At 48.2% G+C, this 16,761-nt stretch carries 15 protein-coding genes; 10 read left to right on the plus strand and 5 right to left on the minus strand.

What is annotated here, in order from left to right; all coding sequences use genetic code 11:
* The first annotated feature begins 127 nt into the window (after nt 1-127).
* The 4 genes from ACXAGL_RS13565 (at nt 128) to ACXAGL_RS13580 (ending at nt 4,077) form a co-directional block, all read left to right on the plus strand.
* Nucleotides 128-1,468: an aminotransferase gene (locus ACXAGL_RS13565; RefSeq protein WP_474991367.1), complete on the plus strand. Its 1,341-nt coding sequence runs from the start codon at nt 128-130 to the stop codon at nt 1,466-1,468.
* A 22-nt stretch (nt 1,469-1,490) separates the two neighbouring features.
* Nucleotides 1,491-2,627, plus strand: a complete 1,137-nt coding sequence (gene ald, locus ACXAGL_RS13570) for an alanine dehydrogenase (RefSeq protein ID WP_474991368.1) — start codon at nt 1,491-1,493, stop codon at nt 2,625-2,627.
* 124 nt (nt 2,628-2,751) lie between these two features.
* Nucleotides 2,752-3,741: an NADPH:quinone reductase gene (locus tag ACXAGL_RS13575; protein WP_474991369.1), complete on the plus strand. Its 990-nt coding sequence runs from the start codon at nt 2,752-2,754 to the stop codon at nt 3,739-3,741.
* Nucleotides 3,742-3,819: 78 nt separating this feature from the next.
* Nucleotides 3,820-4,077, plus strand: coding sequence for a phage holin family protein (locus ACXAGL_RS13580; RefSeq protein WP_474991370.1), 258 nt, complete (start codon nt 3,820-3,822; stop codon nt 4,075-4,077).
* Between the two features lie 99 nt (nt 4,078-4,176).
* On the opposite strand, the gene ACXAGL_RS13585 is transcribed toward ACXAGL_RS13580, so the two are convergent.
* The gene (locus ACXAGL_RS13585; RefSeq protein ID WP_474971824.1) at nt 4,177-4,605 is read right to left on the minus strand and encodes an excalibur calcium-binding domain-containing protein; all 429 of its coding nucleotides are present in this window, start codon (nt 4,603-4,605) and stop codon (nt 4,177-4,179) included.
* Between the two features lie 260 nt (nt 4,606-4,865).
* Here ACXAGL_RS13585 and ACXAGL_RS13590 point away from each other — a divergent pair, with 260 nt between their 5' ends.
* The gene (locus ACXAGL_RS13590) at nt 4,866-5,441 is read left to right on the plus strand and encodes a TetR/AcrR family transcriptional regulator (RefSeq protein WP_027953584.1); all 576 of its coding nucleotides are present in this window, start codon (nt 4,866-4,868) and stop codon (nt 5,439-5,441) included.
* A gap of 68 nt (nt 5,442-5,509) precedes the next feature.
* On the plus strand, nt 5,510-8,659 hold the full coding sequence (locus tag ACXAGL_RS13595; protein WP_474991371.1) for a bifunctional cytochrome P450/NADPH--P450 reductase: 3,150 nt from the start codon (nt 5,510-5,512) through the stop codon (nt 8,657-8,659).
* A 38-nt stretch (nt 8,660-8,697) separates the two neighbouring features.
* Here ACXAGL_RS13595 and rlmN read toward each other — a convergent pair whose 3' ends face one another.
* The gene (rlmN, locus tag ACXAGL_RS13600) at nt 8,698-9,783 is read right to left on the minus strand and encodes a dual-specificity RNA methyltransferase RlmN (RefSeq protein ID WP_027953586.1); all 1,086 of its coding nucleotides are present in this window, start codon (nt 9,781-9,783) and stop codon (nt 8,698-8,700) included.
* Between the two features lie 216 nt (nt 9,784-9,999).
* Nucleotides 10,000-10,323 (minus strand): nucleoside triphosphate pyrophosphohydrolase, encoded by a 324-nt coding sequence (locus tag ACXAGL_RS13605; protein ID WP_474967909.1) that lies wholly within the window; start codon nt 10,321-10,323, stop codon nt 10,000-10,002.
* 779 nt (nt 10,324-11,102) lie between these two features.
* On the opposite strand from ACXAGL_RS13605, the gene ACXAGL_RS13610 reads away from it, so the two are divergent.
* Nucleotides 11,103-11,528, plus strand: coding sequence for an OsmC family protein (locus ACXAGL_RS13610; protein WP_027953588.1), 426 nt, complete (start codon nt 11,103-11,105; stop codon nt 11,526-11,528).
* Nucleotides 11,529-11,568: 40 nt separating this feature from the next.
* Here ACXAGL_RS13610 and ACXAGL_RS13615 read toward each other — a convergent pair whose 3' ends face one another.
* Nucleotides 11,569-12,162, minus strand: coding sequence for a TetR/AcrR family transcriptional regulator (locus tag ACXAGL_RS13615; protein ID WP_474991372.1), 594 nt, complete (start codon nt 12,160-12,162; stop codon nt 11,569-11,571).
* 152 nt (nt 12,163-12,314) lie between these two features.
* Here ACXAGL_RS13615 and ACXAGL_RS13620 point away from each other — a divergent pair, with 152 nt between their 5' ends.
* The 3 genes from ACXAGL_RS13620 to ACXAGL_RS13630 all read left to right on the plus strand — a co-directional run bounded on the left by ACXAGL_RS13620 (nt 12,315) and on the right by ACXAGL_RS13630 (nt 14,499).
* On the plus strand, nt 12,315-13,313 hold the full coding sequence (locus ACXAGL_RS13620; RefSeq protein WP_474991373.1) for an NADPH:quinone oxidoreductase family protein: 999 nt from the start codon (nt 12,315-12,317) through the stop codon (nt 13,311-13,313).
* Nucleotides 13,314-13,745: 432 nt separating this feature from the next.
* Entirely contained in the window at nt 13,746-14,033 is a 288-nt protein-coding gene (locus tag ACXAGL_RS13625) for a hypothetical protein (protein WP_474967912.1), read from the plus strand.
* A 10-nt stretch (nt 14,034-14,043) separates the two neighbouring features.
* Complete coding sequence (locus ACXAGL_RS13630) at nt 14,044-14,499, plus strand: SRPBCC family protein (RefSeq protein ID WP_474967913.1); 456 nt, start codon at nt 14,044-14,046, stop codon at nt 14,497-14,499.
* A 429-nt stretch (nt 14,500-14,928) separates the two neighbouring features.
* Here ACXAGL_RS13630 and ACXAGL_RS13635 read toward each other — a convergent pair whose 3' ends face one another.
* A complete protein-coding gene (locus tag ACXAGL_RS13635; RefSeq protein ID WP_474991374.1) occupies nt 14,929-16,611 on the minus strand; it encodes a serine hydrolase domain-containing protein in 1,683 nt (560 codons plus the stop codon).
* Between the last annotated feature and the right edge of the window lie 150 nt (nt 16,612-16,761).

Here is a 16,761-nt window from a genome sequence, read left to right on the forward strand (position 1 = left end):
CAAGCGTGTTGTCATTATGTGTAAGCGTTCGGAGGACGGTTTAACACAATGTCTAATGAAACCTGTTCTTTAATGTTGGATAATTAAGATAATTCAAATAATTATCCAGGAATGGGGAGGTTTTTCCATGACAAACGCGGATGTGCAGAATGATATGTTCGTAAAGGACGAAAAGTATGTATGGCACTCCATGAAGCCTTACAAGCCTGAAAATACAATGATCGCGAAAAGTGCCAAAGGTTCATGGATTACGGATGTGCAAGGCAGTCGCTTTCTGGATGCGATGTCAGGTTTGTGGTGTGTGAACATCGGATATGGCCGTGAAGAACTGGCAGAGGCCGCCTATAATCAGATGAAGGAATTGTCCTACATGCCGATGACCGAAAGCCACGAGCCTGCCGTAAATCTGGCTGAAAAAATCAATGACATGCTCGGGGGAGACTATGTCGTCTTCTTTTCCAATAGTGGGTCCGAAGCGAATGAAATGGCGTTCAAAATGACACGGCAGTATCACCAGCAGAAGGGAGATCATTACCGGTCCAAATTCATCTCCCGTTATCGCGCGTATCATGGGAACTCGACAAGCTCTCTCTCTGCTACAGGTCAGGCGCAGCGGAAATATAAATATGAACCACTGGGATCAGGTTTTCTTCATGTAGCTCCGCCTGATGAATACCGCAGTCAGCATAGTGAAGCGGACCGCTGGGGAGCGGAGGATATCGATAAGGTTATGACATGGGAGTACAACGAAACCATTGCCGGAGTGATTATGGAACCGATTATCACAGGGGGAGGCGTCATCGTTCCGCCGGAAAATTATATGAAGGAAGTGAAGTCCATCTGCGAAAAACACGGGGCTTTAATGATTGTGGATGAAGTCATCTGCGGGTTTGGACGGACCGGTCAGCCGTTCGGATTTATGAATTACGGGGTGCAGCCTGATATCGTCACGATGGCCAAGGGCATGACCAGTGCCTACCTGCCCTTGTCAGCAACCGCTGTGAAAAGAGAAATCTATGAAGCCTTCTGCGGAGAGGAGACTTACGACTTCTTCCGGCATATCAATACATTTGGAGGCAGCCCTGCTTCCTGCGCCGTTGCCCTGAAAAACATTGAAATTATGGAGAGGGAACAGCTTTTCCAACGTTCCAGACAGCTGGGGGATCACTTGAAAAACGAATTGCAAACACGTCTGCAGGGGCATAAGTATGTAGGAGATGTCAGAGGCAGAGGGCTGCTGATTGGAATCGAGCTCGTCACCGATAAAAAAACGAAAGAGCCGCTGGCTGTGGAAAAAGTCAATACCGTCATCCGCCGGTGTAAGGACAAAGGCATCATTATCGGGAAGAATGGGATGACGGTAGCCGGTTACAATAACATATTAACACTGGCACCGCCGTTATCGATTGAAGAGGAGGATCTCACCTTCCTGATCCATACACTGGTCGAGGCTATCTACACCCTTTAGAGAATAACAGGAGGTTTTCAGCGTGCGTATTGGAATCCCGAAGGAAATGAAAAATAATGAAAACCGGGTCGCTATGACACCGGCAGGGGCCGTTACCCTGATTCAGCAGGGCCATGAGGTATTTGTGGAAACAAAAGCCGGGGAAGGTTCCGGTTTTTCGGATGCTGATTATAAGCAGGTCGGTGCGACGATTGTCGGTTCAGCTTCAGAAGCCTGGGGGCAGCAGATGGTTTTGAAAGTAAAAGAACCACTGGCGGAGGAGTATGGGTTTTTTTATGAAGGACTCATTCTTTTTACCTACCTGCACCTGGCTGCGGATGAAGAATTGACAAAAGCGCTGGCCGATAAGAAAGTGACGGCTATCGCCTATGAAACGGTGCAGAGCGATAACGGCTCCCTGCCGCTTTTGACGCCGATGAGTGAAGTGGCAGGGAGGATGGCAGCTCAAAAAGGCGCACAATTTTTAGAGCGTCCGCTCGGGGGGACCGGAATCCTTCTTGGTGGCGTGCCCGGGGTGAAACGTGGAAAAGTGACCATCATCGGCGGCGGGGTCGTCGGTACAAATGCGGCTAAAATTGCCGTCGGTCTCGGAGCGGAAGTCACCATCATCGATTTAAGTCCTGAGCGTCTCCGTCAGCTGGATGATATTTTTGGATGGCAGATCAATACACTCGTTTCCAATCCGTTGAATATCAGCGAAGCCGTAAAGGAATCCGATCTTGTGATCGGTGCCGTCCTTATTCCGGGAGCAAAGGCGCCGAAGCTCGTTACTGAAGCGATGGTGAAAACGATGAAGAAAGGCAGCGTGCTTGTGGATGTAGCTGTCGATCAAGGGGGGATCGTCGAAACGGTGGATCATGTAACCACTCATGATGATCCCGTCTATATCAAACATGGCGTCGTCCATTATGCAGTAGGAAACATGCCGGGAGCTGTGCCTCAGACCTCTACCGTCGCGCTTACAAATGTGACGATTCCGTATGCTCTGCAGATCGCTGGTCAAGGGTGGCGGAAAGCCTGTCTGGAAAGTCCGGCTCTACGTAAAGGCCTGAACGTTGTCAATGGCCTTGTTACTTATAAGCAGGTAGCCGAAGCTCATCAAATGGATTTTACAGACGTCCAGAAAGTCCTGGACGGTAAAACGACCCTGCCTAAATAAGTACCAAAATTTTGGTTCTATCTGGTTGTCGAGATGATCTCGACAGCCTTTTTGCTTTCTGCAGGCTTTTTGTATTTCAGCATCCAGGGTATAGTAAGGGGAGAAAATCAAGGAGGTTATTTGTATGAAAGCAGCATGGTTTGAAGCATTCGGTGCACCGGAAGAGGTGCTGCAGACAGGGGAGTACGCTGCTCCTGAACCCGGACATGGAGAAGTATTGATACGAATGAAAACTTCAGGAGTGAATCCTTCTGATACAAAAAAACGACAAGGTTCTTTTCAAAACTTACTGGATGGTGGACCAGTCATCCCTAACAGTGACGGGGCGGGTGTAATCGAAGTTGTCGGACCAGGCGTCTCCCACGCGAGAATCGGGGAACGAGTATGGGTGTACCAGGCCCAGTTTCAACGACAGTATGGAACAGCAGCGGAATATTGTGCGGTGGAAAGCCGGAGAGCTGTAAAACTGCCGGAAGAGGTCAGCTTTGAAACAGGGGCCTGCCTCGGTATTCCTGTCATGACCGCCCACCGCAGCGTTTTTGCTGATGGACCGGTAGAAGGAGAAGTCCTGTTCATTACGGGTGGAGCCGGTCGTGTCGGCTACTATGCGATCCAATGGGCCAAGCTTGCCGGCGCGGTCGTCATTACGACGGCGAGTAATGAAGAATCCAGCCACTACTGCCGTGAAGCAGGAGCGGATTTTATTGTCAATCATATGTCTGATGATATGGTTGAACAGGTGCTGGACTTTACCGGAGGCCGGAAAGTGGACCGTGTCATTGATGTGGAATTTGGAGCGAATCTGGAGAGCGTGCTGGACATCATCCGAGTCGGAGGTGTAATTGCCACATATTCCTCAACGGTCGTCCCGGAGCCTGTTCTTCCGTTCAAGCGTATGATGTTCATGAACTTAACGATCCGTATGATCATCGTTTATGACATGCCGGAAGAAGCGAAGCAGGAGGCCATTGAGGATATTGATGAAGCACTGCGGTCCGATCTGCTTCTCCACCGTATTGATAAAATCTACCCGTTGGAAGACATTGCAGAAGCCAATGCGGTTATTGACAGTGGAGAAGGTTACGGCTGTGTCATCGTCAACATAGAAGATTAACGGGTCATGTCTACCTCTGGTTCTTCGTGAATAGGCTGATAACAGGAAGCCCCATTTCACTTGAAGGAGACATGCACGATGGAAATCATGATGGATTTCACCCCCTATATTGGTCTGGCCGTCGTTTTGTACGCCATCCGTCAGACCCGCCGGGTGTCCAATCGATTTATTCCGATAATTGCCGTCCTTCTCGGTATCGGTTTTTCGCTTTGGGAAAATGGTCTGAATCCTGATGCTTTCATTACAGGGCTGAAGTATGCACTGCTCGGTATTGGTACTGTGGCAGGAATTAAATACTTTCTGGAAAAGAAAGAAAAGGACACGGCTCAGAAATAAGGATAGAAGCAGACGCAGGAGCGCGTCTGCTTCTTTTTACGGCATAAAAAAGACAGGCAGGAAAGCCTGTCTGCATGAGGGGAGAGGGTGTCATTCGTTTTATTGTTCCCTGCGGCGCACGACTAAAGCGGTTCCACCAAGTACAGAAAGAGTCATCCCCAACAACGCATATGTAGCGTACGGTGCTGAAGTGTCAGGCAGTTCCCCGCCTTCCTCTTCACTGGACATCGTTTCTTCTTCTTCTTCGGCTGCATCCTCATCTCCGGAGGACATGTCATCGGAAGATTCCTCTGAACTGTCGGAGGAACTATAATCGGAGTCCTCACATGGAACACCATCACCGTCTCCATCTAAACGCTCTGGATCATTTTCGGCGGAGTAGCCTTTTTCATCCCAGTATTCTTTTGCTTCTTCTTCAGAAGCAAAATCAGGGCAGTCTTTATCACCGTCATGATTATCGGCACTTACGGCTCCAAAACTACTGAAAATCAAACCTATGGCAAACAGACCTGCAAGCAGCTTTTTCAATAGAAAAACCCCTTTTAGATAGATTCACCATCTCCCTGTAATTTTTTTCTCTCTATATAGAGGTCATTCCTCAAAAAACGCAGGGGTAAACCATTATTTAACAATATTGTAAATGAATCTTCACACTAATGAAAAAATTGGACGTGAATTAGATAAAGTTACCAGATATGAGTCCTTTGATTGATTGAGGGGTATGATAAACTATACTAAGATTTTAATAGGAATGAGAATTTATTCCTTGGTTAAGGAGAGAAACACCGATGCCCACAAACAGAACGAAGAGAGAAGATATTTTAGACAGCGCCTTGAAATTGTTTGCTGAACGCGGCTTCGATGCTACGACGATTCCGATGATTGCCGGGGATGCCCGTGTAGGCGCAGGAACGATTTACCGTTATTTTGAGAACAAGGAAGTTCTTGTGAATACGCTTTTCCAGCATTATGTCCAGGCATTCAAAGGAATGCTGGAGGAGGAATATCCTCAAGAAAGCTCGAGCAGGGAGCAGTTTCATCATTTGTTTCAACGGATGGTCCAATTCACAAATGAGCACGAACATGCGCTTTATTTTATTAAGACGCACAACGGAGCTTATTTCCTGAATGAGTCCAGCCGGAAACAGTTCAGCTGTCTTTGGAAGATTCTCCGGGATTTTCTGGACAAGGGAAAAGAGCGGGGAGAAATCCGCCAGCTGCCGTCGCTCGCTTTGATTGCTATTATTTTCGGCGGCTTTTTAGAACTTGAACAATTGATCAGATCCGAAGAGTTGGAAGCCAGCCGGGATTTACTTCATGGAGTTGAAGAAAGCTGCTGGGATGCTGTGCGTCATCATCATTGATGGGGCATTTCTTTCACACAAAACGGAATGAATGTTCATTCCGTAATTTTAATAAGAGGTGAATCATTGTGAATAAAACAAATACAATACCACGACCGAAGGAATACGGGCCGCTTGGAAACCTGCCATTGCTGAATAAAGACAAACCCATCCAGTCGTTCATGAGTATGGCGGAGGAGTACGGGTCCATTTTTCAGTTTCAATTTCCAGGAAGAGTGAGCACATTTATCTCCAGTGCGTCTTTAGCGGATGAGATCCTTGACGAAAACCGGTTCGACAAGCATGTGGGTCCTGCCCTGCAAAAAGTGAGGGCTTTTGGCGGGGATGGATTGTTTACGAGTGGAACCGGCGAGCCCAACTGGAAAAAAGCGCATAACATCCTCCTTCCGAGCTTCAGTCAGCAGGCCATGAAAGGTTACCACGATAAAATGGTCGACATCGCTGTTCAGCTGGTACAGAAGTGGTCACGGCTGAATGCAGGGGAAGCGGTTCAAGTTCCTGATGATATGACGAGACTGACGCTTGATACCATCGGCCTGTGTGGATTCAACTTCCGATTCAACAGTTTCTACAGGGAAGATATGCATCCGTTCGTGGAGAAAATGGTCCGCGCTCTGGATGAATCGATGAGCCAGTCCCAGCGTCTCGGCATTCAGGATAAGCTGATGGTCCGGTCGAAACGCCAGTATAAAGAAGATATTGATTATATGTTCCAGCTGGTAGACGGTTTAATTGCTGAGCGGAAAGAGGCAGGTGATCAGGGAGAAGATGATCTTCTATCCCATATGCTCAAAGGGGTGGATCCTGAAACAGGTGAGGGTCTTTCCGATGAAAACATCCGTTTCCAGATCATTACGTTCCTCATCGCCGGACACGAAACGACGAGCGGGCTTTTGTCGTTTGCCCTCTACTTTTTAATGAAGCACCCTGAGAAAAGGAAGAAAGCTCAGGCGGAAGTAGATGAAGTGCTTGGTCAGGATACGCCATCCTTTAAACAGGTGAAACAGCTGAAATATGTACGGATGGTACTGAATGAAGCGCTTCGTCTCTGGCCCACCGCGCCCGCATTTTCTGTCTACGCCAAGGAAGATACAACACTTGGCGGTCAATATGAAGTGGAAAAAGGGGATGCCTTCACCCTGCTGATTCCTGAGCTGCATAGGGATAAAGCGGCGTGGGGGGAAGATGTAGAAGCCTTCCGACCGGAGCGTTTTGAAGATCCATCGGCGGTGCCGGCCCATGCTTTCAAGCCGTTCGGAAACGGACAGAGAGCCTGCATCGGTCAACAGTTCGCCCTTCATGAAGCTGTCCTTGTCCTCGGCATGGTGCTTCAGCATTTTGATCTTGTGGATAATACAAATTATGAACTCGATGTAAAAGAAACACTGACACTGAAGCCTGACGGACTAACATTGCAAGTGAAGGCCAGAAAAGAGGCTTCCATCTTCCAAAAGCCGGCAGAGGAAGCTCCGAAGTCCCAGGTGGAGGATCCGGAAATGGTCTCAAATGCGCATGGCACTCCTTTGTATATCCTGTATGGATCAAACCTTGGAACTGCAGAGGGAACAGCACGGGAAATCGCCGAAAAAGGAACTTCTCTTGGATTCAAAACCGTTACAGCACCATTGGATGACTATGTGGGTGCCGTTCCGAAGGACGGGGCCGTGTTATTTATCTCCGCTTCTTATAACGGCCACCCGCCTGATAATGCCCGTCAGTTCATGGAATGGATTCCAACACTTGAATCAGAAGATTTGTCCGGTGTCACGTATGCGGTCTTCGGCTGTGGGGATCGAAACTGGGCGGCTACGTATCAGCGGATCGACGAAGAAATGAAAGCCAAAGGTGCAGGACGTCTTCTTTCCCGCGGAGAAGGAGATGCCAGTGAAGATTTTGACGGTGATTTGGAAATGTGGCAGGAAACCCTTTGGAATGAACTCGCTTCCTTCTATGAATTGGAAGTGAAAGAGACTTCCGAGCAGTCCAGTTCTATTGCTATGGACTATGTGAGCGGGACGAGTTATACGCCGATTGGTCAGTCTTACGGGGCATTTACGGCGGAAGTATTGGAGAACCGTGAGCTTCGCCAGGCTGGGGCCCGGAGTACAAGACACGTGGAACTTCTGCTTCCAGAAGGGACTGTGTATCAAGAAGGAGACCACATCGGTGTTGTCCCAGAGAACCATGAAGGCCTCGTGGACAGAGTAGTGGATCGTTTTTCACTGAAAAAAGAAGCCTTTGTCGTTCTGAAGGAAGGGGCAGGAAAAGCGAAGCATCTGCCATCAGGTCAGCCGGTCCAGCTTAGAGAATTGTTATCTTCGTACGTTGAACTTCAGGAACCGGCGACTCGGGCCCAGCTGCGTGCCCTTGCGGCAAGTAATCCGTGTCCTCCTCATAAACAGGAACTCGAGCGCCTGACAGAAGGAGAGGCCTATAAAAAAGAAATCCTTGCCAAGCGACGGACGATGCTCGAACTGTTGGAGGAATATGATTCCTGCCTCATGGAATTTGAGCAGTTCCTGGCTCTTCTCCCACCGCTTCGGGTGCGCTATTATTCCATTTCAAGCTCACCGACGGCAGGGAAAGAGCGCGTAAGCTTGACTGTCAGTGTCGTGAAGGGAGCAGCCTGGAGTGGTAAAGGAGAGTACAAAGGTGTGGCGTCCAATTACCTGGCTTCCCTTGACACTGCTGATAAGATCGCCTGCTTTATCCGGACGCCGGAAACAGCTTTCCACCTTCCAGAGGACAGCCGGACTCCAGTCATTATGGTCGGACCTGGAACAGGAATTGCTCCTTTCCGAGGGTTCATTCAGCAGAGAACACACCTGCAGAAGGAAGGAAAAGAACTGGGAGAAGCCCATGTTTACTTTGGGTGCCGCCATCCGAAGCAGGACTTCCTTTATGAAGACGAGCTGAAGGAAGCGGAAGCACTGAATTTGATTACGTTAAACACCGCTTTTTCCCGCTGTGAAGAACAGCCGAAGAGGTATGTTCAGCACGTCATGGATGAGGATAAGGACAAGCTGATTCCCCTGTTGGAAAAGGGCGCCCATCTCTATATTTGTGGGGATGGAAGCCGTATGGCTCCTGAAGTACTGGAAACCCTGAAGAACAGCTTTCAGGAAGTCAAAGGCGCAGATGAAAAGGCTGCAGCTGACTGGATCGATCAACTCGAGAAAGAGGGCAGACTGGCTAAAGATGTATGGGCGGGAGCCTGAAAATAAAAAAAGGATGAGGCTGGAAAGCCTCATCCTTTTTAGTTTGTCTGCATCTGTTTCTTTTTACGTGCTTTTTCTTTTTCAATCTGCTTACTGCGTAGCTGACCGCAGGCCGCATCGATATCTGTTCCGTGTTCCGTACGAACCCCGCATTTGATCCCGCGGTCCATCAATGTCTGATAGAACGTCAGAATAGCTTCCTTTTCACTTCGCTCGTAAGGGTGGTCGGCGACCGGGTTGTAGGGGATTAAGTTGACATAGGACAAGTGACGCTTATCCTTCAACAGAGCGGCAAGTTCTTCGGCTTCTTTTTTATGATCGTTTACATCACGAAGCAGAATATATTCGAACGTAATTCTGCGGTTGGTTTTCTCCAGATAGTAATCAATGGCGGGCATCAGCTTTTCAAGCGGATAGGCCCGGTTGATTTTCATAATCTGTGTGCGCAGTTCATTGTTCGGTGCATGAATGGATAAGGCAAGGTTGACTTGAATGCCTTCATCCGCAAACTCGTACATTTTTGGTGCGATTCCACTGGTGGATACCGTAATATGGCGGGCACCGATGGAAAGTCCTTTTTTATCATTCACGACGTTCAGGAAATCCATCAGGTTGTCATAGTTATCAAACGGTTCTCCGATTCCCATGACTACGATGTGGCTGACGCGCTCATCTTTACCCTGCTTATCAAGATGATGCTGGACCTGCATAATCTGCTCCACAATCTCTCCGCTTGTCAGGTCACGGCTTTTACGAAGAATACCACTGGCGCAGAACGAACAGCCGATGTTACAGCCGACTTGTGTCGTTACACAGACGGATAGGCCGTAGTTGAACCGCATCAATACGGTTTCAATAACGTTTCCATCATCCAGTTTGAATAGGAATTTAATTGTACCGTCCTGAGACTCCTGTTTTATTTCCTCGGTCAAAGTTTCGATCGTAAAATGCTCAGCCAAAAGGTCGATACAGGACTGGTTGACGTTTTTCATCTGCGAGAATTCTGTTACACGCTTTTGGTACAGCCAGTCCCACACCTGCTTGGAACGGAACTTCTTTTCCCCATGCTCCTCAAGCCAGCTGGTCAGCTGTTCAAACGTCAATCCGTAAATGGATTGTTTCATATATACGCTCCTCTTTAAAAAAAATCACTATTTCCATCATAAGCGATTTTAACAGGAAGGACAACATCCAAGCCAATGTTATAATTTTGCAAAAATCCCGGCTTCTTCAGGTGTACACGCCACAGCTTTTCTGCGGACATTCATGAGCATCGGTTTATTCTCTTCTGTTAACCGAACGTCTGGATTGCAGGGTTGGAAGAAAAGGACCGCTCGTGTTTATTCGTCTACGTCGATCAGGAGGGTGCGGTTTTTAAATCCGCCTTTTTCCGTGCGGCGGTGCTGACGGATATGTTCGATTTCTTCGATGGTCGCTCCATGTGAATAGGTTAATTCATGAATGACCTCCATCATGTCTGCAAGTTTCGTGAGGGATTTACGGTTTTCTTTTGCGTGGGCATAGTCATCGACGACTTCGAGCAGCTTCTTTTTCAATGTTTCCTTATATTCTTGATCGGCCAGCTGCCTCGTTCGAATCGTTTTTCCTGAACCCTTCAGTTCCTGAGGGGTATGATCGCGGACGAGTCTGTTTTTCTTTTCCACGTCTTCCACTCTCCTTTCACCTATACCTGTCCATACCTTTTTTTCTGGACAGAGAAACAACCGGCGCTTCTTTTGTTATGACCATAAAGGAATCAGAGGCCCCAATGATGGCTCTGGAAGGGTTTGAATGATTGTGATGTCAGGACGGTTTTCTTCTATATAAGCTCTGTTAAAGTCTGTTGTTGATATTTTAAACGATTACTAAATCGTCTCCGTCTGGAATTAGGGGTCCGGTCCGTTATTTACTCAGAGCATGGGATGGCAGGGAAAACCGTCCGCTTTCCGCGGGGAACGATGAGCCTCCTCGAACTTCGTTCTCCGGGGTCTCCCCTTGTTCCTTTTTCCCGCAGGAGTCTACCTGTTTTCCCTGCCATCCCTTTCGTAGTGGTGTAACGGACTTCGGTTATGTCCTTTCTAACTCCCCTTCTTTGAAGAGGCGGCCTTGGAATGGCGGGACTCCTGTGGGATGAAGGTACATCGTGAGACCCCGGAAGGCGCAGCCTGAGGAGGCTCACGGTACCCCACGGAAAGGGAGTCATTCCCAAGGCCGCCTCCTACAAATCCCATGACAGAAAGGGGTGATCTGAGCTCACATGTTACATAACAACACCAAGCAATAACAGAGTCTCTTTATAAAGAAAGGGCTGAGCAGGAGACACACGTTTTTAGAAAAGCTGTGGTAGAGTAGAAGGTGTTTCTGAATAAACCCCGGGTTGTATAAGGGGAATCAGAAAGTGCATGATAAAACAAACCCCTTCTTATTTAAGGAGATGAAGCTGATGGAATTTAAAGTTCAATGGAATGGAGATATGGCGTTCTCAGGAGATACTCCCTCCGGCCACACGGTCGACATGGATGCTGGAGAGGACTCCGGCGGGAAGAACGGCGGTGCCAGACCGACCGAATTATTAATGAACGCAGTCGCTGGCTGCACGGGTATTGATATCATTTCCATCTTAAAGAAAATGCGTCTTCCAATTGAAGATTTCCATATGGATGTCAGTGGTGACAGAGCCGATGAACACCCACGTAAATTTACGAGCATGCACATCCATTATGATTTGAAAGGCGACCTTCCTGAGGAAAAAGTCGTCCGCGCGATTCAATTGTCCAAAGATAAATACTGCTCAGTTTCCCACTCCATCAGTGCGGAATTGACGGCAAGCTATTCGATCAATGGCGTCAAAGGTACGAAGGAATTATAAAATGGAAAAACCTCTCAGGACAGCTTCCTGAGAGGTTTTTCTATGAGGACGCCTTCAGTAGGCGGAGGACGGACTGATGACAATGGAACTTATAACTCGCGTGCTTGGCATCATCCTGACTCATCAGCCATTGGATAAGGGTTCCGTCAATCATACTGCGGATACTGATGGCGGACTGTTCGACATCCTCGACGTGAAAGACGTCTTCTTCCAGTCCCTGCGTAATGATTTCACGTCCGATGGACCAGCAGTTTTCATAAAATTGCTGGTTGATCTGCCTGTAGCGTTCCTGGTGCTTCATTTGAGACAGATAATCGAGGTAGACGCTGTAAAACGTTTTATTTTCTTCAGGACTGACAAACACCTGATCTATATAAGCTTCGAGTTTTTCCAATGCTGTTTCTTTTCGTTCAATAGAAGCGGCTTCTTTTTCATAGATGCGTGTTGTAATCCACTCCAACAAGTGGGAGAAGACATCCACTTTATTTTTAAAGTAATAATTGGTCACGCCTTTACTCACTTCCGCATAATCCGCGATATCCTGTAGCGTAACAGAATCATAGCCTTTGGCAGCCACTGCTTCAAAAGCGGCCTTCAAAATCTGTTGTCGTCGCTGCTCTGCTTTCTTAGCCATAAGCTTACCTCCTATACTAACCATCTATTATACAAGAAGAAGGCAGGACATGAAAATATTTTTTCTGACCGGATAGAATAATTTGACCAGTCAGTATAAAATGCCTTACGATAGAGTTGGATCACATGAAAAGGTGAAAGGAGAGGTTACACATGAGCGAAGCATTTAAGGCTTTTGTAGTGAATAAAACAGAAGATGATTTTACAGCGGACATTCAGTCACTGACATTGAATGACCTGCCTGAAGGGGACGTCACCATTCAGGTGCATTACTCAAGCGTCAACTATAAGGACGGGCTGGCAAGTACTCCGAACGGGAAGATCGTCCAGTCTTATCCGTTTGTTCCCGGAATCGACTTGGCCGGGACGGTCGTATCATCTGCTGATTCCCGCTATGAGGAAGGACAGAAAGTCATCGTAACCAGCTATGAACTTGGAGTATCTCATTATGGTGGATACAGTGAATATGCGCGTGTTCCTGGGGACTGGATCATTCCGCTTCCGGAAAATCTAAGCCTGTCAGAAGCCATGGTCTTCGGTACGGCTGGATTTACAGCAACCTTGTCCGTTCATAAGCTTGAAGAAGCAGGTGTGAAACCGGAAGATGGTTCCATTCTTGTATCTGGAGCGACCGGCGGTGTGGGCAGTATGGCTGTCGCTATGCTGAAAAAACGTGGGTATCATGTGACCGCAAGCACAGGAAAAGCCTCCGAGCATGATTATTTGAAGCACCTCGGTGCAGAGGATATCATTCCACGCGAAGAGCTTTCCCCGGAAAAAGTACGGGCATTGAGCAAACAGCGCTGGGCCGGGGCCGTCGATCCTGTCGGTGGTAAGACGCTTGCGACCATCTTAAGTGAAACAAAATACGGTGGTGCTGTTGCGGTGAGTGGTTTGACAGCGGGTACAAGCGTTCCGACGACTGTATTCCCGTTCATTCTGCGCAGTGTCAATCTTCTGGGTATCGATTCTGTGTACTGCCCGATTGAAACACGAAAAACCATCTGGAACCGGATCGCTGATGATCTGAAGCCGGAGGGCCTTGATGAAATGAAAAATGAGATCACATTCGATCAGCTGCCACAGACGCTTTCTGATATCCTTGAAGGAAAAACACGTGGACGTACGATTGTGAAGGTAACAGAAGAATAAACGAAGGAGAGCCCGGTTCATGAACCGGGCTTTTTTTATCTGGAGGAAATGAAAGTATATAGTTCACTTCTTATTAAAAACTAAGGTTTCGAGCTTAAACGTGACAGGTTTTTAAGAAACGATGATACTGGAATGGATGACAGGCGTACCTCAGTAGGATCTGCATACATGTATTGAGCGTCATTTCAGAAAAGGTGAAACCTTTGAAGCATAGGGGGAGAGCTGTACGGCTTATGTACACTTTCAGTTTGTAGAGATAACCCGGCATTCCTGGATTTGTCACGGGCCGGGACGGGTACAGGATTACAAGTGAACAGCTTCCGGAGTGTGCATATCATCAGGGTGACAAAGGGCAGACGAAAGGGAGAGAAGCTGTCATGTCTGAACCCGGGTAGGGCGTTGACTATCGGGAAGCTGTAAAGAACGATCCGTATGAAAGGAGGAGGTCGTCTGCTTTTTCTTTTACTCTGTGTTTATGCAGCGGTCATATGGATCAGTTTCGAAAAAACAGTGAGAAAAGGTAAAAAGCGCAGGTGGATAGGGGCAGGAATTGCTCTTTTATTCCTGCTTGTGTTTCCTCTTGCTCCACTGTTCGCTGAAGCGCGTCCGTCGGAGCATGGACTCTCGACGGCGTTTACTGTATTCCTCGTTCATCTGGTTCCAGCCCTTGGAGGCACAGCCTTAACCATTACGGGATTTTTTACGTCCGATGACAACTAAGGGAGGATGTATGCCTGAAATCATTCACTACCAATTCATAAAGGCTCCGGTTTCGCAGGTGTTTGACGCGGCACGGAGCGTTGATCTGCATACGAAGAGCATGACGCAGACAAAAGAAAAAGCGGTCGGAGGTGTAACCGCAGGGTTGATGAAGGAAGGGGACACCGTCACCTGGGAAGCCATTCACTTCGGCGTCCGGCAGCGTTTGACGGCACGGATTGTTTCCATGCAGACGCCCCATCGGTTTGTCGATGTGATGGATAAAGGTGTTTTCCATTCCTTCACCCATACCCATGATTTCATTGAAAAAGGTGAAGGGACGCTGATGGTGGATACGTTTGTTTATCAATCGCCCCTTGGTATCCTGGGACGGCTCGCTGACCGGCTGTTTTTGGAGAAGTATATGACAAGGATGCTGAAAAATCGGGCAGTGGTTTTAAAAAATGAGCTTGAAAAAGACGGATGACCTCAGTCATCCGTCTTTTTCAGGCTGTAGAGAAAGAGAATATATGGTATCTGCTGCGCTTACCGAATGAAACATTTACGGCCACGTTCCGCTTATCGGCTCGTGCCGTTCCCGCAGGCGTCACCACCGAACACTCCTCGTGACCTAACCAAGTGAATTTTAAAATTAGTTCCCAGAGTGTCTGGGTGGAAGGGAGTCTTTTTTTGGTTCCGGAACAAGCGTCGTTCATTTTTCTCCTCCGAAAACGGTCGGACGAAGCCGCGTAGAGTTTGTCCCGAGGAGTCTTGGATGTTCGTCCGCAGAAAGTGAAGGTGCGGAACTCCTGCAGATACTGGAAAAACAAAAGGGCTCTCTACAAGCTGAGACGGATGACACCATGTCATCCGTCTTTATTTTGAATAAAACCCCGTGGGTGACAGCGGATGGTTGTTAGTATTTCCTCTTTTCCCATTCTTCGCTGGAAAAGGAGAGGGGAGTTCCATTCATTTCAGCCCCATGGATATACCATCCGCGGTTGTTGACGGAGGTATCCGTTTCGTAGGTGAACCGGACATATTTCGTTTCTGCCGGAATGGTAAGAGATTTTTCCTCCCATGCCTGGCTTCGGCCTGTAAGGGACAACACTTCTTCCCAGCTGCTGCCGTCTGTGGAGGTTTCTATTTTTCCGAAATCGAAACCGCTCTCGATTTGGTGCCATGTGGAGAACGAAAGGGTCCGGTCTTTATAGAGGTTGACTTCAGCGGTCATGGAACGGGATAACTGGTCACCATAGCCGGCGAACCACGTCTCCTTCTTCGATTTTGGTGCTGTTACCGGGATAGCATCGGCAACGGTGCGGGCGAAGATCCGGCGGGTAGGAGAGGTGGAAACCGTCTCCCTGGTCGGATGGACCCGGTTGGTTAATAGAATCGCAATCGTCTCGTTTTCTGGATTTACAACGATGGATGTTCCTGTATATCCGGTGTGGCCATAGCTGGATGGAGAAGAGAGGGCATCCATAAACCATCCCTGCTGGAGTTCCCAGCCAAGTCCGTGATCATCGCCGGGGAACTGTGGAATCCGGTTCTCTGTCAGCAGATCAACGGTTTCAGGTTCAAGAATCCGTGTGCCCCCGTACTTGCCGTCGTTTAAAAACATATGGGCAAAAACTGCTAAATCGGAAGCGGTTGAAAAGACTCCGGCATGGCCGGCAACGCCGTCCAGAGACCAGGCACTTTCATCATGGACCTCCCCCCATACCAGTCCCCGGTTTGTCCATGGCTGGTATTCCGTTGCAGCAATACGGTTCTTCAACTGTTCCGGTGGATTGTACATGGTGTCACTCATTCCAAGCGGGGCTGTAATTTCCTGTTGGACATAGGCATCCAGTTTCATGCCGGACAGCCGCTCCACGAGCGCGCCGAGGGTAATCATGTTGAGGTCACTGTAGGTGTATGTAGAGCCCGGAGTATTTTCCAACGGGTATTGAAAAACATGCTGGAGGCGGTCGTTACGATCACCTTCTACTTGATAGAGGGGGATCCATGGCTTAAATCCAGAGGTATGGGTCATGAGCTGTTCGATGGTGACCTCTTCTTTTCCATTGGCTGCGAATTCAGGGATGTGTTTGGCCACAGGGTCATCCAGTTTGAATTCACCCTGCTCGTAAAGCTTCATTGCTGCTGTTGTCGTGAAGATTTTGCTGATGGAAGCCAGGTCAAAAATAGTGTCTTTGGTCATGGTGATGGGGTGGTTTGTTTCTGTCCGGTCTGCATCTACATAGCGGACCGCATACCCGTAAGAGCTTTCTTTGACGATGTGTCCGCGTCTGGCAACGAAGGCTACGGCTCCGGGCATGACATCATTGTCGACAGCGGTCTGCAAAACGTTATCCATATGCTTTAGTGGTTCTGTTCTCATTCCTGCACCTCGAATCGATCCTGGATGTAATACGGGAAGCGACGGAAATTGGCGGTCCCATGAGTGGTTATTGGACGAAGATTTTCCCTGCTGATACGGGTTGGCTTTTGGCGGATTTTCTATACTCGCTTCCGGGGCAGCACCGACAGCCCCGGAACATAATGAAGCACCAAGGACACTTGCAAGCATAAATGATAGCGCTTTCTTTTTCATTGCATACCTCCTTAATTTTCCATTGTCTCTTTCATCATAAAAGACATTCATATAGATGTCTATACCACTTTCGGCATGATTGTTGAAAATATTGGCAGATAGAACAGACTATAGGCCTCTTTGCAACAGGGGGTCTTTTCAGCTAATTAT

Source organism: Halobacillus sp. ABA4_118 (assembly GCF_056160205.1).